The sequence below is a fragment of the Caldimonas taiwanensis NBRC 104434 genome, assembly GCF_001592165.1.
GTDB lineage: Bacteria > Pseudomonadota > Gammaproteobacteria > Burkholderiales > Burkholderiaceae_C > Caldimonas > Caldimonas manganoxidans.
Genome location: NZ_BCWK01000003.1, coordinates 113,450 through 131,700 on the forward strand (window position 1 = coordinate 113,450; position 18,251 = coordinate 131,700).

The window sequence follows — 18,251 nt, forward strand, 5'->3', positions numbered from 1 at the left end:
CACCGAGGGCCTTCGTTGCGAGCAGCGCACGGTCATTGCAACTCGTTGCGGTAATAGTGGGCGGCGGTGTTGTACAGCCCGCGACGGAACTCCACGGGACGATCACCATAAGTGAAGGACAGCCGCTCGACGCTGAGCAAGGGATAACCGCGCTCGACCTGCAACAACCCGGCACAGGATTCGTCGGCAGCCACCGCACGCAGTTTTTCTTCGGCACGAATCATGCGCACGCCGAATTCCGTTTCGAACAATGCGTACATCGGCCCTCGGTACTCCCCCAGCCGCTCGGCCGTCAGCCCCTTGAAGAGCTGCCCGTTGAGCCAGATGTCGTCGAGCACCACCGGCACCCCCTTGGCGCTGAGCAGACGACGGATTTGCACTGCCGTATCCCCAGACTTGAGATCCAGCGCGCGCCACCTCGGCCGGGGCGCGAAGACGGCGGCAATCGATCACGCGACGCTCGAACGGCGTGCCGCCTGGCTCATCGGGGGTCAGGCGCAAGAAGCGATACTGCACACGCTCCTCGGCATGGGTGGCCACGAAGGTGCCCTTGCCTTGGCGTCGCACCAGCAGGTTCTCGGCCGCCAGCTCGTCGATGGCCTTGCGCACCGTGCCTTGGCTGACGCGATACCGCGCCGCCAGCTCGACTTCACTGGGAATCGCTTCCCCCGGACGCCACTCCCCGCCCTGCAGGCTGCGCGTGATCAGCACCTTGATCTGCTGATAGAGCGGACTGAAGGCCGGCCCCGCCGCATCGGGCGAGGAGGGATCGATCGCGCTCGGAGGGGGCTGCTGTGCCATGGACGGGATTGCAACACATCGCCTGCACGAAGTCTAGAGACAGATGTCTTATATAAGACATAAGATGACAAACCTCGTGGTTTCCCGCCCCACTTTGGCCTAAACTTCAGGCCGGTCACAACCCTCCCTTCCCCCTTGGAGCCAACCATGAGCAAGAAACCCGTTCGCGTCGCCGTCACCGGCGCCGCCGGCCAGATCGGCTACGCGCTGCTGTTCCGCATCGCCTCCGGCGAGATGCTCGGCAAGGACCAGCCGGTCATCCTGCAGCTGCTGGAAATCCCTGACGAGAAAGCCCAGAAGGCGCTCAAGGGCGTGATGATGGAGCTGGAGGACTGCGCCTTCCCGCTGCTGGCTGGCATGGAAGCCCACAGCGATGCCAAGGCGGCCTTCAAAGACACCGACTATGCCTTGCTGGTGGGCGCGCGTCCGCGCGGCCCCGGCATGGAGCGCGCCGACTTGCTGGCGGCCAACGCCCAGATCTTCACGGCGCAAGGCAAGGCCTTGAACGAGTCGGCTTCGCGCAACGTCAAGGTCCTGGTGGTGGGCAACCCGGCCAACACCAATGCTTACATCGCCATGAAGTCGGCCCCCGACCTGCCGCGTCGCAATTTCACCGCGATGCTGCGCCTGGATCACAACCGCGCGCTCAGCCAGATCGCGGCCAAGACCGGGAAACCCGTGGCCTCGATCAAGAAACTGTGCGTGTGGGGCAATCACTCGCCCACGATGTACGCCGACTACCGCTTTGCGACGATCGACGGCGCCTCGGTGAAGGACATGATCAACGACCCGGTTTGGAACAAGGAGGTGTTTCTGCCCACCGTGGGCAAGCGCGGCGCGGCCATCATCGAAGCACGTGGCCTGTCGTCGGCGGCCTCCGCTGCCAACGCCGCCATCGACCACATGCGCGATTGGGCCCTGGGCACGAATGGCGAGTGGGTCACGATGGGCGTGCCCTCCAACGGCGAGTACGGCATCCCGAAGGATGTGGTGTTCGGCTTCCCGGTGACCTGCGAGGGTGGGGACTACAAGATCGTCGAGGGCTTGGAAATCGATGCCTTCTCGAAGGAGTGCATCGACAAGACCTTGGCCGAGCTGCTGGCCGAGGCCGACGGCGTCAAGCACCTGCTGTAAGCTCCAACGGGCGCCCGTCTTGGTCGCGCTCTGACATCGAGGGCCGGCGCCAGCAGGTGCCGGCCCTTTCGTTTGCTTGCCTTGTCCCTCTCGCGGAGCCCATGATGACCTCTGCCGCCCCTGCCCTGCACCCCCGTCAGGCCCTGCTGGACGCGGGTGACCTTGCCCCGGAGCTGCCGGTGTGCGACCACTACGCTGGCGTGGAAGCCCGCATGCGCAAGAGCCTGGCGCTGCAGGCCGAGCTGGGCGAGGCCCATGGCCGGGCCCTCTTCGATGTGACATTGGATGCCGAAGACGGCGCCCCGGTGGGCGGCGAGTTGGAACATGTCGCGCTCATGGCCGAGCTGGTCAACAGCCCGGCCAACCGCTGGGGCCGAGTGGGCGCCCGGGTCCACCCAGGCGACCACCCGGCCTTCGAGGCCGAGGTGGACCTGTTGCTGTCACGCTGCGGTGCACGCTTGGCATATTTGATGCTGCCCAAGCCACGCGACGCCCGTGACGTGGCGCAGGCCATCGAACGCATCGATGCGATCGCCCGCAGCCGCGGCCTGTCGTGTCGGATTCCAATTCATGTGCTGATCGAGACCCACGGCGCCTTGCACGAGGTCGATCGCATCGCGGCCCACCCTCGGGTGGAGTCGCTCTCGTTCGGCCTGATGGACTTCGTCTCGGCTCACCGTGGAGCCATCAGCGCCACCGGCATGAGCGCCACGGGCCAGTTCTCCCATCCGCTGGTGCTGCGCGCCAAGCTGGAAATCGCAGCCGCCTGTCACCGCCATGCCAAGGTCCCCTCGCATTGCGTGGTCACCGAATTCCGCGACCGCCAAGCGCTTGGCCAAGCCGCACACCGCGCGGCCAAGCAGTTGGGCTACACGCGCATGTGGAGCATTCATCCGGACCAGATCCTGCCCATCGTGGAGGCATTCGCCCCCGACGCGAGCGAGATCGAAGAAGCTGGCGAGATTCTGCTGGCGGCACAGGCCGCCCAATGGGGACCGATCCGACATCGCACGCGCGGCGTGGACACCTTGCACGACCGGGCCAGCTACCGCTATTACTGGTACGTGCTGGAACGTGCCGAACGTACCGGCCGTCCGCTGCCCGACGGCATCCGAAAGGCCTTCTTCGGGGTTTCTACCGAGGACGCGACCGGCCCCGCCTCAGACTGAGGCGGAAACGGCAAAAATTCGCACATTGCGGGGTGCCAGCCCCATAAATTCTCTGTGTTACCAAATGCACCTCTCCACAATCGAGGTTGCTGCATCTCGGAGAAGGAGAGATTCATGAATGTCCGACGCATCGCGTTCTGTCTGGGCGGGGCGCTGGCCCTGGCCGTCTGTGGGGTGACGATGGCCCAGTCGTCGGCCTCCGTCAAGAAGAGCACCAAAGCGGCCCCCAGCGCCGCGGCCCTGTCGCTGGCCCCGGCCACGCCGGAACAACTCGAGGCCGCAGCCCGTGTCTACGTGGGCCGCAGCGACTGCGAGTTTGGCCAACATGTCACCGTGACGCCACATCCCGACCACGCCGGGTATTTCACTGTCACCTTGGCCAGCAAGACCTGGGTCGTCAAGCCCGTGCTCTCGTCCACCGGTGCGCTGCGCATGGAAGACGTCCGTGGCCAAGCGCTGTATCTGCAGATCACCGACAAGTCCATGCTGATGAACACCGCGCTGGGCTATCGCGTGGCCGACAACTGCGTGCACCCGAAGCATCGTGAGGCGATGGCCACCCACCAGCGAGAAAGCATCGGCATCGCCGCCAACTGAACGTGCGGCGCGGCTCCGCGCAGTCGCCCGCGCAGCTCATCGGCAACAGCACTCACTCCGACACTCGGGCGCGGGATCGATCCCTGCCCGTTCGCCGGCCGTTTGCTGGCGCAAGTCTTATATAAGACATAAAATACGAGAGCCGGGCGGCCCCGTCGGACCGCCCGATCCCTCCGGAGTGCCCATGCTGAAAAACTACCGCGACCACGTCGCCGAGCGCGCTGCGCTTGGCATCCCGCCCTTGCCCTTGTCGGCCCAGCAGACCGCTGAACTGATCGAGCTGATCAAGGCACCGCCAGCCGGCGAGGAGGACTTCTTGCTGGAGCTGCTGACGCACCGCGTGCCGCCCGGCGTGGACGATGCCGCCAAGGTCAAGGCCAGCTTCTTGGCTGCCGTGGCGCACGGCGACCTCTCGGTGGGCCTGATCAGCCGTGCCAAAGCCACCGAACTGCTGGGCACGATGGTGGGCGGCTACAACGTCAAACCCCTGATCGACTTGCTCGACGACCCCGAGGTGGCCAGCGTGGCCGCCGACGGTCTGAAAAAGACGCTGCTGATGTTCGACGCCTTCCACGACGTGGCCGAGAAGGCGCGCGCCGGCAATGCCAAGGCCCGTGAAGTCATTCAGTCGTGGGCCGATGCGGAATGGTTCACCAGCCGCCCTGAAGTGCCGCGCAAGATCACGGTCACCGTGTTCAAGGTGCCCGGTGAAACCAACACCGACGACCTGTCGCCCGCGCCCGATGCCTGGAGCCGCCCGGACATCCCGCTGCACGCGTTGGCGATGCTGAAAAACCGCCGGCCCGATGCCGCGTTCGAGCCGGAGGAAGACGGCAAGCGTGGCCCCATCCGTTTCATCGAGGAGCTGAAGAAGAAAGGCCACTTGGTCGCCTATGTCGGCGACGTGGTGGGAACGGGTTCGAGCCGCAAATCGGCCACCAACAGCGTGATTTGGCACACCGGCGAGGACATCCCCTATGTGCCCAACAAGCGCTTCGGCGGCGTGACCCTGGGTGGCAAGATCGCTCCGATCTTCTTCAACACGCAGGAAGATTCCGGCGCGCTGCCCATCGAAGTGGACGTCTCCAACCTGGAGATGGGCGATGTGATCGACATCTATCCCTACGAGGGCAAGATCGAGAAGGACGGCAAGGTCGTCGCCACCTTCCAGCTCAAGAGCGAGGTGCTGCTCGATGAAGTGCGCGCCGGCGGTCGCATCAACCTGATCATCGGCCGCTCGCTGACGGGCAAGGCGCGCGAATTCCTGGGGCTGCCGGCGTCCACGCTGTTCCGTCTGCCCAAGGCGCCCGCAGACACCGGCAAGGGCTACACGCTGGCGCAGAAGATCGTCGGGCGTGCCTGCGGCCTGCCGGTGGTCAATGGCAAACAGCAAGGCATCCGCCCGGGCACCTACTGCGAACCCAAGATGACCACCGTGGGCAGCCAAGACACCACTGGCCCCATGACGCGTGATGAACTGAAAGACCTGGCCTGCCTGGGCTTTTCGGCCGACCTCGTGATGCAGTCGTTCTGCCACACCGCCGCCTACCCCAAGGCGGTGGATGTGAAGATGCACCGCGAGCTGCCGGCCTTCATCAGCACCCGTGGCGGCGTCTCGCTGCGGCCGGGCGATGGGGTGATCCACTCCTGGCTCAACCGTCTGTTGCTGCCCGACACCGTGGGCACGGGGGGGGACTCGCACACCCGCTTCCCCATCGGCATCTCTTTCCCAGCGGGCTCTGGCCTGGTGGCCTTCGCCGCGGCCACTGGCGTGATGCCGCTGGACATGCCTGAATCGGTGCTGGTGCGCTTCAAGGGCCAGATGCAGCCCGGTGTCACCTTGCGCGACCTGGTGCATGCGATCCCGCTGTACGCCATCAAGCAGGGGCTGCTGACGGTGGAGAAGAAAGGCAAGAAGAACATCTTCTCCGGCCGCATCCTCGAGATCGAGGGGCTGCCCGATCTCAAGGTGGAGCAGTCCTTCGAGCTGTCGGACGCCTCGGCCGAGCGTTCGGCCGCCGGCTGCACGATCAAGCTCAACAAAGAGCCCATCATCGAGTACCTGCAGTCGAACATCGTGTTGATGAAGAACATGATCGCCGACGGCTACCAGGACCGCCGCACCCTGGAGCGCCGCATCAAGGCCGTCGAGGCCTGGCTGGCCAAGCCCGAACTGCTGGAGGCCGACCCTGACGCCGAATATGCCGCCGTCATCGAAATCGATCTCAACGAGATCAAGGAGCCCATCGTCTGCTGCCCCAACGACCCGGACGATGCCAAGTTCCTCTCCGAGGTGGCCGGCACCAAGATCGATGAGGCCTTCATCGGCTCGTGCATGACCAACATCGGACACTTCCGCGCCGCGGCCAAGCTGCTGGGTGGCCAGCGCGACATTCCGGTCAAGCTGTGGGTGGCCCCGCCCACCAAGATGGATCAAAACGAGTTGATCAAGGAAGGGCACTATGCGGCCTTCGGCGCCGCCGGTGCACGCACCGAGATGCCCGGCTGTTCGCTGTGCATGGGCAACCAGGCCCAGGTGCGCGAAGGCGCCACGGTCATGTCCACCTCGACGCGCAACTTCCCCAACCGCCTGGGCAAGAACACCAATGTGTTCCTGGGCTCGGCCGAGCTCGCGGCGATCTGCGCCAAGCTGGGACGCATCCCGACGGTGGCCGAATACCACGCGGAGATGGGCATCATCAACCAAGATGCTGCCAGCGTGTATCGCTACATGAACTTCGACCAGATCGAGGAGTACGCCCAGACGGCCAAAGAGGTCACGGTCTGAGGCGCAGCACCCACCCGTCACCCGAAACGGCCCCAGTGGGGCCGTTTTTTTGTCCTCGATGGCAAGCCTTGCTCGGTGAGGCTTGACCACAAGCCCCCGTGCGCCCTAACGTCATGATGTGCGGCCACAATGGTGTCGCGTTGCCGCGCTGCTACAACGACCAACCTCTCGCCTCACGGAGTCATTCATGACCCAAGCCGCTGCTCATGCTTTTGCCAAGACCCTGAAGTCCTTCAAGACGGCTTCTGGCAAGTCCGGTCAGTACTTCTCATTGCCCGAGTTGGCCCGACAGTTCCCCAACGTCAACCGGCTGCCGGTGTCGCTACGCATCGTGCTGGAGTCGGTGCTGCGCAACTGCGACGGCAAGAAGGTCACGCCCGAGCACGTGGAGCAATTGGCCCAGTGGGCCCCCAACGGCGAGCGGGTCGACGAGATCCCCTTCGTCGTGGCCCGCGTGGTGCTGCAAGACTTCACCGGCGTGCCCCTGCTGGCCGATCTGGCCGCGATGCGCTCGGTGGCGGCAAAAATGGGACGCAACCCCAAGACCATCGAGCCATTGGTGCCGGTGGATCTGGTCGTCGACCATTCGGTCATGATCGACCACTACGGCAACAAGCAGGCCCTGGACCTGAACATGAAGCTGGAATTTCAGCGCAATCGGGAGCGCTACCAGTTCATGAAATGGGGCATGCAAGCCTTTGACACCTTCGGCGTGGTGCCGCCGGGCTTCGGGATCGTGCACCAGGTGAACCTGGAGTATCTGGCTCGCGGCGTGCACAAGACGGCCCAGGGGGTGTACTACCCCGACACGTTGGTGGGCACCGACAGCCACACGACGATGATCAATGGCATCGGCGTGGTGGGTTGGGGCGTGGGCGGCATCGAGGCCGAAGCCGGCATGCTGGGCCAGCCGGTGTACTTCCTCACGCCCGATGTGGTCGGCTTCGAGCTGACCGGCCGCTTGCGCGAAGGTGTGACGGCCACCGACCTGGTGCTCACGGTCACCGAAATCTTGCGCCGAGAAAAAGTGGTGGGCAAGTTCGTCGAGTTTTTCGGCGAAGGCACGCGCAGCCTGTCGGTGCCCGACCGTGCCACCATTGCGAACATGGCGCCGGAATACGGCGCCACCATGGGCTTCTTCCCGGTCGACGACAAAACGATCGAGTACTTCCGCGGCACCGGCCGCACCAAGGCGCAGATCGAAGCCTTCGAGGCCTACTTCCGGGCCCAAAAGCTGTTTGGCATCCCAGGCACCCCGGACTTCGACGGCGGGCCCATCGAGTACTCCAAAGTGGTTCGGCTCGATCTGGGCACGGTCGCTCCCAGCCTGGCCGGCCCCAAGCGCCCACAAGACCGCATCGAAATCGGGCAGTTGTCGGCCAAGTTCACGGAACTCTTCAGCAAGCCCATCGAGGCCAATGGCTTCAATCAGCCGGCCGACAAGCTCGGTCAGGTCTACACCACCGCCAGTGGCCTGCAGATCCGCAATGGCGACGTGCTCATCGCCGCCATCACTTCCTGCACCAACACCTCCAACCCAGGCGTGCTCTTGGCCGCCGGCTTGCTGGCCAAGAAAGCGGTGCAAGCCGGGCTGAAAGTCGCACCGCACATCAAGACCTCGCTGGCCCCGGGCTCTCGCATCGTCACCGAGTACCTCGAAAAGGCCGGCCTGCTACCCTACCTGGAAAAACTGGGCTTCCACGTGGCCGCCTATGGTTGCACCACGTGCATCGGCAACGCCGGCGACCTGGCCCCCGAGATCAACGACGTCATCACCCGCAACGACCTGGTGTGCGCGGCCGTGCTGTCGGGCAACCGAAACTTCGAAGCACGCATCCACCCCAACCTTAAGGCCAACTTCCTGGCTTCGCCGCCGTTGGTGGTGGCCTACGCGATCGCCGGCAACGTCACCCGCGATCTGATGACCCAGCCGGTGGGCCAAGGCAAAGGCGGACGCGACATCTACCTCGGCGACATCTGGCCCAGCAGCGAGGAAATCTACGCGCTGATGAAGTTCGCGATGGACCGCAAAGCCTTCAAAGAGAACTACGAGAAAGTACGAACCAAGCCCGGCAAGCTGTGGAGCCAGATCGAAGGGGCCACGGGCCAGGTCTACGACTGGCCCAAGTCCACCTACATCGCCGAGCCCCCATTTTTCCGTGACTTCACGCTCACCCCGCCGAGCAAGGATCCAGGGGTCAAGGCCGCTCGCATCATGGCGCTGTTCGGCGACTCGATCACCACCGATCACATTTCACCGGCCGGCTCGATCAAGGAAAGCTCACCCGCGGGTCAGTGGCTAAAGGAGCAAGGCGTGCTCAAGGCCGACTTCAACAGCTACGGTTCGCGCCGGGGACATCACGAGGTGATGATGCGCGGCACCTTCGCCAATGTGCGCATCAAGAACCTCATGATCCCCCCCCTGCCCGATGGCTCGCGCGAAGAAGGCGGCCTCACGCTGTTCCAGCCCGGTGGCCAGAAAATGTTCATCTACGACGCCGCGATGAAGTATTTGGCCCAGGGCACCCCCACGGTGATCTTCGCTGGCGAAGAATACGGCACCGGCTCGAGCCGGGACTGGGCCGCCAAGGGCACGCAGTTGCTGGGCATTCGCGCGGTGATCGCCCGCAGCTTCGAGCGCATCCACCGCTCCAACCTGGTGGGCATGGGGGTGCTGCCGCTGCAGTTCAAAGGCGCGGATTCCTGGCAAAGCCTGGGGATCAAGGGCGATGAGCTGATCGACATCGTCATCGACGGTGAGCTGCGCCCTCAGGCCGACGCCACCTTGGTGATCCAACGCGCCGACGGCAGCCGCCAGGAGGTCACGCTGCGGCTGCGCATCGACACCCCGATCGAAGTCGAGTACTACCAGCACGGTGGGATCCTGCCCTACGTGCTGCGGCAGCTGTTGGCAGCCTGAACTCCCAGCCTGGTTCTACGCAGTCCGCCCGGTCGGCGGACTGCGCCAGCGGCAGCTCAGCACATCAGACGCGCATAGGTCGCCTCGTCGAAACCCACCAGCACGTGCTCGGCGACCTCGATCACCGGGCGCTTGATGACACTGGGCTGGGCCTGCATGAGCGCGCGTGCACCGGCTTCGGTGGATGCGGCCGCTTGGGCCGACGCATCGAGCCGGCGCCATGTGGTGCCTTGGCGATTGAGCAAGCGCTCAGGGCCTACGACCCTCAGCCAGTGGGCCAAGCGGTCCTCGGGCACCCCGAGCTTTTTGAAATCATGGAACTGATAGGCCAGGCCACGCTGGTCGAGCCAGCGTCGGGCCTTCTTCACGGTATCGCAATTGGAAATGCCGTAGACCTTGATCATCTTGCCACCACGGTGGAGCCCCCTGTGCCGCGACGCAGGAGCCAGTGAGCCTCTTCGTCCATCCCCTCACACAACGGATCGACACCATACCCGGTTTGTGTGACCCGCTGCGTGACCGCATCCAGACTCACCTGGAACCAGAGGCAAAACGGCGATTCGTACCGGTAGGACCAAACGAGTTCGTTGCGGCGCGGGATGCGTCGCTCCTCCGACGGGCGCCCCAGCCGGTACAGCAGCTCGTCGCGGCCCATGCCCACCGTCACGGCATTGAAGTGCGACTCGGTCAGCACCTGAGTCCACTGCCTCACACGCCCCTGGGCATCGAGGTCGGCCATGTACGTGTGCCGTCCATAGGGCCCCCGTGCAAACTCCAATCGACGCCGTCCATCGGGCCCGAGATGCTCCCCCGTCGGCGGGCCCATGCGTGCACGCACCTCGGACTCGGTCAGACCGGCGTCCAGCGCGCCCGGGGCATAGCGGATCGCGCAGCCTTGCAGCACGCCGGCCAACGCGAGCGTGGCGGCGACCACGACATGGCGCCCTTCGGCAGTGAAACGGGCAGCACTCTTCACGATGCGTTTCCAGGAGGTGGGTGCACAGTGTAAAGGCGTTGACCTTGGACAAACGCCGATCTGGGCGGTTCCCCCCCGGGGCGGCGCGTCGCCGGTGATAATGAAAGCCTTGGGTCCACGCTTGCTGCCATGTCTGCCCACGCCACCATGAACGAAACAGTCCGTGCATCTGCGTTAGCCGCCTCGAAGCGCACCCGCAAGGCGGCCGCAGCCCCCCGCACCAACGACCCGGAGCGCACGATGCAGGACATCCTGGAGGTGGCCACCCGGGAGTTTGCCGCCAAAGGGCTGACGGGGGCACGCATCGACGAAATTGCCGAGCTCACACGCACCAGCAAGCGGATGATTTACTACTACTTCGGCAGCAAAGAAGGCCTGTACGTTGCCGTGCTGGAGGAAGCCTACCGCCGCATTCGCCAGATCGAGGGCGAACTTCACTTGGAAGACCTGCCCCCCGAGGAAGCCTTGCGCACCTTGGTGGCCTTCACCTTCGACTACCAGAACGCCAACCCCGACTTCATCCGTTTGGTGATGAATGAGAACATCCATCGGGGCGAATTCCTCGCGCAGTCGCAAACCATTCAGCAGCTCAACGTGCCGGCCATCGACGCTGTGCGCGCCGTCTACGAGCGCGGTCGGGCCGCCGGCGTGTTTCGCGACGATCTCGACCCGGTGGACCTGCACATGTCGATCAGCGCCCTGTGCTTCTTCAACGTGTCCAACCGGTACACCTTCTCGCTGATCTTCAAACGCGACATGGCCTCGCCCGAGGCCCTGGCGGCCCGGCGCGCCAGCATCGTCGACCTCATCGTCCGCTACGTCCGTAAGTAAAGCCGCACGGCGCCATCGGCAGCCTCTGGGCGCCGATCCCGCAGTTCGGGAAAGTCCCTAGTGAAAAACTAACCAGTTCGTACATTATTCGGTCATGGCGGATGCCCAAGGATCATCCGCTCGAACCCGGCCATCTGGCCGCCTGCTGCGTCCGCGCGGGCGATCTGGCCTCTCAGACGAGAACTGCGGGTGAACCGACTCTTCGATCGCTATTGCCGCCTGCTCGATGGCCTGATGGCCGCCTTTCTGGCGGTGATGGTGGTGCTCGTGTTCGGCAACGTGGTGCTGCGTTATGTCTTCAATTCCGGCATCACCGTGTCCGAGGAGTTGTCACGCTGGCTGTTCGTGTGGGTCACCTTCCTCGGGGCCATCGTCGCGCTCAGGGACAAGGGCCATCTGGGCACCGATGTGGTCGTGGCCCTGCTGCCACGAGCCGGCAAGAAGGCCTGTTTGTTGCTGGGCCATGGGCTGATGCTGGTCATCTGTGGCTTGGTGTTCGACGGCAGTTGGAAGCAATTGCGCATCAACTGGGACGTGCAGGCCCCGGTCACCGGCTTGTCGATGGGTTGGTTCTACGCTCCGGGCGTGGTGTTTGCCGTCTCGGGAGCCGCGTTGCTGGTGCTCGATGTGCTCAAAGCCCTGCGCGGCCAACTCACCGATGCGGACATGGTGCAGGTGACCGCGTCCGAAGATCTCGCACACGGCCACGGCACAGCGCCCAACGATGCGTCTGCCGCCACCCCCAGTTCCCACGCGCGCTGAAGGAGTCTGCGATGACCGTGGCCGTCTTCCTCGTCTCGCTGCTCGGCGTCATGGCGCTGGGCGTGCCCATTGCGTTTGCCCTGCTGGCCAGCGCGGTGGCAATGATGTGGCATCTCGATCTCTTCGATGCGCAGATCCTGGCGCAAAACCTCATCAACGGCGCCGACAGTTTTCCGCTGCTGGCCGTTCCGTTTTTCATGTTGGCCGGCGAGATCATGAATGTGGGCGGCCTGTCTCAGCGCATCGTCAACCTCGCCTTGGCACTGGTGGGCCATGTCAAGGGGGGGCTGGGCTATGTGGCGGTGATGGCCGCCTGCCTGATGGCTGCACTGTCAGGATCGGCGGTGGCCGACGCGGCCGCGCTCACGGCCTTGCTGCTGCCGATGATGGTCAAGGCTGGACATGACAAGGCCACCTCGGCCGGCTTGATCGCCTCGGCCGGCATCATCGGGCCGGTCATCCCACCCAGCATCGGCTTCGTGATCTTTGGCGTGGCGGCCAACGTGTCCATCGCCAAGTTGTTCATGGCCGGTATCGTGCCCGGTGTGCTGATGGGCGCGGCACTGTGGTGCACCTGGTGGTGGCTGGTGCGCAAGGACAAGATCGTGCCGCCGCCGCGCAAGTCGGCACGCGAGATTCGGGTGGCGCTGCGCGAATCCCTGTGGGCACTGATGCTGCCGGTCATCATCCTGGTGGGCTTGCGGCTGGGGGTGTTCACGCCGACCGAAGCGGCCGTGGTGGCGGCCGTGTATGCGCTGTTCGTCTCCACCGTGATCTATCGCGAGCTGTCGCTGCGTCAGCTTTATCCGATTTTCGTCGCGTCGGCTCGCACCAGTGCAGTGATCATGTTCCTCGTGGCCGCAGCCATGGTCAGTGCCTGGTTGATCACGGTGGCGGATCTGCCGTCGATGGTCATCGATCTGTTGGAACCCCTCATCGACCGGCCCACACTGCTTTTGGTGGCCATTTTGGTGCTCGTTCTGGTCGTCGGCACGGCCATGGACATGACGCCCACGATCTTGATTCTCACGCCGGTGCTCATGCCGGTGATCAAGGCCGCCGGGATCGACCCCGTGTATTTCGGGGTGCTGTTCATCATCGTCAACGCCATTGGCCTGCTCACCCCTCCAGTCGGCACGGTGCTCAACGTGGTCTCTGGCGTGGGCCGCATGAAGCTCGATGCGGTCGCTCGCGGCGTGTTGCCCTTCATGGCCGCACAGACCGCCGTGCTGTTCTTGTTGGTGCTATTTCCTTCGATCGTCACCGTGCCGGCCCGCTGGTTCGGCGGCTGATGCGGGCCGTCGGCCCGCTCCACCACCCCACTGATAGGAGACATCCATGACCCTCAAAGCCCTGACTCGCGTACTGTGCCTGAGCGTTGCGGCCCTGATGCCGATGACGGCCTCGTTGGCCCAAGACATCAAAGAGCGCACCATCAAGTTCGCTTTCCAAAACCAAAAGGGTCACCCGCAAGCCGAGGGCGCACAAAAGTTCGCCGACCTGGTGGCCCAGAAATCGGGAAAGAAGATCACCGTGCGCTTGTTCCCCGGAGGCACGCTGGGCGGTGACCTGCAAACCGTCTCAGCCCTGCAAGGCGGCACCGTGGAGATGACCGTGCTCAACGCAGGCATCCTCACGGCCCAAGTCAAGGAATTTGCGGTCTTCGACTTCCCCTTCCTGTTTGCCTCGCCGCAGGAAGCCGATGCCGTCACCGATGGGCCTTTTGGCAAACACCTCTTGGCCAAGTTGGAAGAGAAGAATCTCGTCGGTTTGGGGTATTGGGACCTGGGCTTTCGCAACCTCACCAACAACCGTCGGCCGGTGACCAAGGTCGAGGACATCGCCGGCCTGAAGATTCGAGTGATCCAGTCGCCGATTTACATCGACCTGTTCAACACGCTTGGGGCAAACGCCACGCCCATGCCGTTCCCAGAGGTCTACACCGCGTTGGAGCAGAAAGCCATCGACGGACAGGAGAACCCGGAAACGACCATCTACGCATCGAAGTTCCACGAAGTCCAGAAGTACCTGACGCTCACCCGCCATGTGTACAACCCCCAAGCCTTGCTGGTGAGCAAGCGCCTGTGGGACAGCCTCAGCAACGACGAAAAGCGCATCTTCACCGAAGCGGCTGCCGAAGCCACACGCTTCCAGCGTGAACTGTCGCGTCAACAGGCCAGCGTGGCGCTGGACAACCTGCGCAAAGCCGGCATGCAGGTCACGGAGCTGTCCGCCGCCGAGCTGGCGCGCTTCCGCGAGAAGGTCAAGCCCGTCATCGACAAGCACACCCAGAGCGTGGGCGCGGACACCGTGGCCGCGCTCAATGCCGAACTGGCCAAAGTGCGCAAGTAATCAGGAAGCATCGCCGTGATCCAGGCTCCCACTCGCGTGGAAACGTCCACCCCGGCGCACCAGACGGTCTGCGTCGAGGATCGCAAGCTGCTCGTCGGCCTCATTGGCGCCGGGATCCAGCGCTCACTGACGCCGGCGATGCACGAGGAAGAAGCTCGCCACCACGGCCTTCGGCTGCACTACCAACTCATCGATCTGGACCGCACGGGCTCGGGCGTCGAGGCCCTGCCTGTCCTGCTGCAGGCCGTGCGCACGATGGGCTTTGCGGGACTGAACATCACCTACCCCTGCAAGCAGGCCGTGATCCCTCTGTTGGACGAGCTGTCCGACGAGGCCCGCGCGATGGGCGCGGTCAACACCATCGTGTGCCGCCACGGCCGACTGGTGGGACACAACACCGACGGCACCGGCTGGGCCTGGGGTTTTCGTCGTGCGCTGCCGGCAGCCGATCTGTCCGAAGTGGTGGTGCTGGGCGCCGGCGGCGCGGGAGCGGCCATCGCTCACACGGTCTTGCGGCTGGGAGCCCAGCAACTCGTGCTGGTGGATCGCGAGACCGAGCGTGCCCAGGCGCTGGCAGAGGCGCTCAACGCGCGCCATGGCCAAGGCCGGGCCCGCGCCGAAGCCGACATCGCGCGCGCGATGCACAGTGCCACCGGTCTGGTGCACGCCACGCCCACGGGCATGGACAAGCTGCCGGGCTTGCCGCTGCCGGTCGAGCTGCTGCGGCCCACGCTGTGGGTGGCCGAGGTCGTGTATTTCCCGCTCGAAACGGAGCTGCTCAAGACGGCCCGGCGCATCGGCTGCCCAACGGTGGACGGCGGGGGCATGGCCGTCGGTCAGGCCGTGGGCGCCTTCGAGCTGTTCACCGGCCTCGTCCCCGATGCACAGCGCATGGAATCGCACTTTCGACGTTTGGTCGCGCAGCGCCGCGGCGACTGAAAGGAAATCGGTATGACGGCATCGACCTGCTCCAACGCGCGCAACCGTGAAGCCATCGACGAGCCGCCCAACCCCCTGGGGCTGGACGGCATCGAATTCGTGGAATTCGCCACACGCCGGCCTCAAGCCCTGGGGCAGGTGCTGGAGATCATGGGTTTTCGGCCCATCGCACGGCACCGATCGCGCGAGGTGCTGTTGTATCGACAAGGCTCGATGAACATCGTCATCAACGCCCATGCCGAAGGAGTTCCCGAGGCCGTGCAACCGGGGGATGCCCCCGAGATCGCCGCCATCGCCTTGCGCGTGCGCGATGCCGGTGCGGCCTGGCGGCGTGCGATCGAGCGCGGTGGCTGGCCGGTGCCAGCACAACCCCAGCCCATGGAGCTCCACATCCCTGCACTGCACGGCGTGGGCCGCAGTCGCATCTACCTCGTCGACCGGTACAAAGACTTTTCGATTTACGACGTCGACTTCGTGCCCATTCCCACGGTCGATCCGCACCCCCCTGCAGTGGCCGGGTTGCACTGGTTCGGTGTGGTGCAGTACATCGGCCTGGGCCGGATGGATGATTGGACCGAGTTCTACGGTGAACTTTTCGGCTTCTCCGCCCTGCCCGACGAGACCCGCTTCGGCATCCTACCCCGCGGGCGCGTGCTGGCCAGCCCTTGTGGGCAGTTCTACTTGCAACTCATCGAGCCGGAACCGGACGCCATGGATGCAGACCCGGACGAAACCCTGCATCGCGTGGCCTTCGGCACCCCGGATGTACGCCAAGCGGTGCGCGAGCTCACGCGTCGTGGCATGAACTTCGTCGAATCCAGCAGCGTACATACCGAGGACCGCGGCGCCCTGACGCAGACATGGCTGGGCAGCGTGGCCTTCGAGCTGGTGCACCATCCTTTGCCGACCGCGTGAGGTGGACCATGCACTTCGACGACTTTGGGATGGACACCATCACCCTGGCCGGCGATCTGCGCGCCAAGCTTCGGGCCGTGCGCGAAGCCGGCTTTGGTCAGATCATGCTCTCGGCACGTGATTTGGTGGGGCATCCCGAGGGCTGGCGCGCGGCCGTGCAAGAGGTTCGTGCCAGTGGCTTGCGCGTCACCGGGTTTCAGGTCTTGCGCGATTTCGAGGGCTTGTCGGGCCACCTGCACGACTACAAGGTCGACATCGCCAAGGGCATGCTCGAGATGTGCCATGCGCTAGGCGCCAAGGTGCTGCTGGCGTGTTCGTCCACCTCACAACATGCCAGCAGTGACCTCGACGATCTGGCCCGCGACCTGCGCAAACTGGCCACGTTGGCCGTGCCCTTGGGCATCAAGGTGGCCTATGAAGGTTTGTCCTGGGGACGGACCGTCAATGAATACACCACGGCTTGGGAGGTGGTGTGCCGCGCCGACCGCTCCAACCTGGGATTGGCCATCGACTCCTATCACCTGCTGGCCGCCAAGACGCCTCTCGATGCCTTGGACGGCATCGATGCGAGCAAGATCTTTCTGGTGCAGCTGTCCGATTTCCTGTGGAACGAGGTGCGCAGCTTCGAAGAGCGCATGACCACGGCGCGTCACTTCCGAGTGTTTCCCGGCGAAGGTGTGCACACGGATGCGCTGGCTGACATCGTGGTGCGGCTGGATCGGCTGGGCTACCGAGGCGACTACAGCTTCGAGGTCTTCAACGACGACTACCAGCAACTGCCCTTGCCCACCGTCGCCCAGCGCGCGCGCCGCTCGGCCGTATGGCTCGCCGAGGACGTGCTGCGCCGCTCCACGCCCCTGCCCAACCGACTGCGCCTGCGCAGTACGTCCTGATCGGCGCCCCTCCGCAAGCGCCAGCGACCTCACAGATCGCGCGAAAACGACGCCGCAACGCGCCACCGTCGCACGGCAGTCGCATGGCTCGATCGACCCGCTTGGGGATCGCTATGGGAGCGCTTGGGGAGGTTGGTGGGCCCTGTAGGATTCGAACCTACGACCTACGGATTAAGAGTCCGCTGCTCTACCAGCTGAGCTAAGAGCCCCAGCCCTTGGGCCAGCGTCTGACCGGCACGGGCCAGACGGTATCGAAGGTGGTGGGTCGTGCAGGATTCGAACCTGCGACCAACGGATTAAAAGTCCGCTGCTCTACCGACTGAGCTAACGACCCGGAAAGCCTGTGATTATAGACATGAACTGGTCAATGCATCAAGCCTCACCGGCTGCCAGCCGGTCGAGCACAGCTCCTGCCGCCACGAGCCCAAAGGTGGCCGTGACCGACACCACCGATCCATAGCCGTGACAATTGAGGCTGCCATCGGTGCTGCAGGCCCCATCGGGCCGCCCGACCGGTTCCTTCGAATACACGCAAGCCACTCCGATGCGCCCCTGGCGCGGCGCCAGTCCTTGCTTGCGCAGGCGTTGGCGCAGCGAGGCGAGCAAGGGGTCATGGGTGACCTCGGCGAGGTCGGCCAGCTCGACCCGGTGCGCGTGACGCTTGCCCCCGGCCGCCCCGACGCAGACGTGCACGAGCCGAGGCTGGCTCAGCGCCCATTGCGCCAAGGCTTGCTTGGCTCGCACTTGGTCGCAGCCATCGATCAAGGCATCGATGGTGTGCCCGTCCAGCAGCGCAGGCCAGTTGTCCGGTTCGACGAACTCCTCGATCGCGCGCACCCGGCAGCCCGGATGGATGCCGGCGATGCGCTCGCGCAAGGCCAGCACTTTGGCCTGGCCGAGGGTGGCATCGAGCGCTTGGATTTGTCGATTGATGTTCGACTCGGCCACATGGTCCAGATCGATCAGCACCAATTCGGCCACGCCACTGCGTGCCAGGGCCTCCACGGCCCAAGAACCGACGCCGCCAACCCCCACCACGGCCACGCGGGCCGCGCGGATACGGCCGTAGCCCGCCGCACCGTACAGGCGGCGCAAACCGCCGAAGCGGCGCTCCAGCTCGAGGTCGTCGGAAGGAGGGACCAGCCCCTCGGCCCAAGAAGCCGCCGGTTCCATG

Annotated in this window: 15 protein-coding genes, 2 tRNA genes and 1 pseudogene; 12 read left to right on the forward strand and 6 right to left on the reverse strand. The window is 64.7% G+C overall.

What is annotated here, in order from left to right:
• Positions 1–32: 32 nt before the first annotated feature.
• Positions 33–801, reverse strand: a pseudogene (locus CTA01S_RS03880) (GntR family transcriptional regulator).
• Positions 802–948: 147 nt separating this feature from the next.
• Here CTA01S_RS03880 and CTA01S_RS03885 point away from each other — a divergent pair.
• The 5 genes from CTA01S_RS03885 (at position 949) to acnA (ending at position 9,409) form a co-directional block, all read left to right on the forward strand.
• Positions 949–1,935, forward strand: coding sequence for a malate dehydrogenase (locus tag CTA01S_RS03885; protein WP_019559241.1), 987 nt, complete (start codon positions 949–951; stop codon positions 1,933–1,935).
• 104 nt (positions 1,936–2,039) lie between these two features.
• A complete protein-coding gene (locus CTA01S_RS03890; RefSeq protein ID WP_062192657.1) occupies positions 2,040–3,104 on the forward strand; it encodes an HpcH/HpaI aldolase/citrate lyase family protein in 1,065 nt (354 codons plus the stop codon).
• Positions 3,105–3,218: 114 nt separating this feature from the next.
• Entirely contained in the window at positions 3,219–3,701 is a 483-nt protein-coding gene (locus tag CTA01S_RS03895; protein WP_062192397.1) for a hypothetical protein, read from the forward strand.
• A gap of 184 nt (positions 3,702–3,885) precedes the next feature.
• The gene (acnB, locus tag CTA01S_RS03900) at positions 3,886–6,489 is read left to right on the forward strand and encodes a bifunctional aconitate hydratase 2/2-methylisocitrate dehydratase (protein WP_062192400.1); all 2,604 of its coding nucleotides are present in this window, start codon (positions 3,886–3,888) and stop codon (positions 6,487–6,489) included.
• A gap of 187 nt (positions 6,490–6,676) precedes the next feature.
• The gene (gene acnA, locus CTA01S_RS03905) at positions 6,677–9,409 is read left to right on the forward strand and encodes an aconitate hydratase AcnA (protein WP_062192403.1); all 2,733 of its coding nucleotides are present in this window, start codon (positions 6,677–6,679) and stop codon (positions 9,407–9,409) included.
• A 56-nt stretch (positions 9,410–9,465) separates the two neighbouring features.
• On the opposite strand, the gene CTA01S_RS03910 is transcribed toward acnA, so the two are convergent.
• Together CTA01S_RS03910 and CTA01S_RS03915 are read right to left on the reverse strand one after the other, a co-directional pair.
• Positions 9,466–9,813 (reverse strand): ArsC family reductase, encoded by a 348-nt coding sequence (locus tag CTA01S_RS03910; protein WP_019559236.1) that lies wholly within the window; start codon positions 9,811–9,813, stop codon positions 9,466–9,468.
• Positions 9,810–10,385: a hypothetical protein gene (locus CTA01S_RS03915; protein WP_062192406.1), complete on the reverse strand. Its 576-nt coding sequence runs from the start codon at positions 10,383–10,385 to the stop codon at positions 9,810–9,812. Before CTA01S_RS03915 ends, CTA01S_RS03910 begins: the two co-directional genes overlap by 4 nt.
• 147 nt (positions 10,386–10,532) lie before the next feature.
• On the opposite strand from CTA01S_RS03915, the gene CTA01S_RS03920 reads away from it, so the two are divergent.
• The 7 genes from CTA01S_RS03920 (at position 10,533) to CTA01S_RS03950 (ending at position 17,077) form a co-directional block, all read left to right on the forward strand.
• Positions 10,533–11,216 carry a TetR/AcrR family transcriptional regulator gene (locus CTA01S_RS03920; RefSeq protein WP_026329892.1) on the forward strand — a complete coding sequence of 228 codons (684 nt, stop codon included), beginning with the start codon at positions 10,533–10,535 and terminating at the stop codon, positions 11,214–11,216.
• Positions 11,217–11,405: 189 nt separating this feature from the next.
• Positions 11,406–11,978 (forward strand): TRAP transporter small permease, encoded by a 573-nt coding sequence (locus CTA01S_RS03925; RefSeq protein ID WP_062192409.1) that lies wholly within the window; start codon positions 11,406–11,408, stop codon positions 11,976–11,978.
• Positions 11,979–11,989: 11 nt separating this feature from the next.
• Positions 11,990–13,270: a TRAP transporter large permease subunit gene (locus CTA01S_RS03930; protein WP_062192413.1), complete on the forward strand. Its 1,281-nt coding sequence runs from the start codon at positions 11,990–11,992 to the stop codon at positions 13,268–13,270.
• Between the two features lie 46 nt (positions 13,271–13,316).
• The gene (locus tag CTA01S_RS03935; RefSeq protein WP_062192416.1) at positions 13,317–14,330 is read left to right on the forward strand and encodes a TRAP transporter substrate-binding protein; all 1,014 of its coding nucleotides are present in this window, start codon (positions 13,317–13,319) and stop codon (positions 14,328–14,330) included.
• 15 nt (positions 14,331–14,345) lie between these two features.
• Positions 14,346–15,269 (forward strand): shikimate dehydrogenase, encoded by a 924-nt coding sequence (locus CTA01S_RS03940; protein ID WP_084362283.1) that lies wholly within the window; start codon positions 14,346–14,348, stop codon positions 15,267–15,269.
• Between the two features lie 12 nt (positions 15,270–15,281).
• A complete protein-coding gene (locus tag CTA01S_RS03945) occupies positions 15,282–16,184 on the forward strand; it encodes a VOC family protein (RefSeq protein WP_019559229.1) in 903 nt (300 codons plus the stop codon).
• 8 nt (positions 16,185–16,192) lie between these two features.
• Positions 16,193–17,077 carry a sugar phosphate isomerase/epimerase family protein gene (locus CTA01S_RS03950; protein WP_019559228.1) on the forward strand — a complete coding sequence of 295 codons (885 nt, stop codon included), beginning with the start codon at positions 16,193–16,195 and terminating at the stop codon, positions 17,075–17,077.
• Positions 17,078–17,210: 133 nt separating this feature from the next.
• Here CTA01S_RS03950 and CTA01S_RS03955 read toward each other — a convergent pair.
• The 3 genes from CTA01S_RS03955 to CTA01S_RS03965 all read right to left on the reverse strand — a co-directional run bounded on the left by CTA01S_RS03955 (position 17,211) and on the right by CTA01S_RS03965 (position 18,250).
• Positions 17,211–17,286: transfer RNA gene (locus tag CTA01S_RS03955), tRNA-Lys, on the reverse strand.
• Positions 17,287–17,335: 49 nt separating this feature from the next.
• Positions 17,336–17,411: transfer RNA gene (locus CTA01S_RS03960), tRNA-Lys, on the reverse strand.
• Positions 17,412–17,449: 38 nt separating this feature from the next.
• The gene (locus tag CTA01S_RS03965) at positions 17,450–18,250 is read right to left on the reverse strand and encodes a tRNA threonylcarbamoyladenosine dehydratase (protein WP_062192418.1); all 801 of its coding nucleotides are present in this window, start codon (positions 18,248–18,250) and stop codon (positions 17,450–17,452) included.
• Between the last annotated feature and the right edge of the window lies 1 nt (position 18,251).

What these genes read in the sequence shown, in the direction of transcription:
- CTA01S_RS03885 (WP_019559241.1), top strand. Translation starts at nt 949, where the DNA reads ATGAGCAAGAAACCCGTTCGCGTCGCCGTCACCGGCGCCGCCGGCCAG.
- acnA (WP_062192403.1), top strand. Translation starts at nt 6,677, where the DNA reads ATGACCCAAGCCGCTGCTCATGCTTTTGCCAAGACCCTGAAGTCCTTC.
- CTA01S_RS03890 (WP_062192657.1), top strand. Translation starts at nt 2,040, where the DNA reads ATGACCTCTGCCGCCCCTGCCCTGCACCCCCGTCAGGCCCTGCTGGAC.
- CTA01S_RS03935 (WP_062192416.1), top strand. Translation starts at nt 13,317, where the DNA reads ATGACCCTCAAAGCCCTGACTCGCGTACTGTGCCTGAGCGTTGCGGCC.
- CTA01S_RS03945 (WP_019559229.1), top strand. Translation starts at nt 15,282, where the DNA reads ATGACGGCATCGACCTGCTCCAACGCGCGCAACCGTGAAGCCATCGAC.
- CTA01S_RS03950 (WP_019559228.1), top strand. Translation starts at nt 16,193, where the DNA reads ATGCACTTCGACGACTTTGGGATGGACACCATCACCCTGGCCGGCGAT.
- CTA01S_RS03930 (WP_062192413.1), top strand. Translation starts at nt 11,990, where the DNA reads ATGACCGTGGCCGTCTTCCTCGTCTCGCTGCTCGGCGTCATGGCGCTG.
- CTA01S_RS03910 (WP_019559236.1), bottom strand. Translation starts at nt 9,813, where the DNA reads ATGATCAAGGTCTACGGCATTTCCAATTGCGATACCGTGAAGAAGGCC.
- acnB (WP_062192400.1), top strand. Translation starts at nt 3,886, where the DNA reads ATGCTGAAAAACTACCGCGACCACGTCGCCGAGCGCGCTGCGCTTGGC.
- CTA01S_RS03895 (WP_062192397.1), top strand. Translation starts at nt 3,219, where the DNA reads ATGAATGTCCGACGCATCGCGTTCTGTCTGGGCGGGGCGCTGGCCCTG.
- CTA01S_RS03920 (WP_026329892.1), top strand. Translation starts at nt 10,533, where the DNA reads ATGAACGAAACAGTCCGTGCATCTGCGTTAGCCGCCTCGAAGCGCACC.
- CTA01S_RS03965 (WP_062192418.1), bottom strand. Translation starts at nt 18,250, where the DNA reads ATGGAACCGGCGGCTTCTTGGGCCGAGGGGCTGGTCCCTCCTTCCGAC.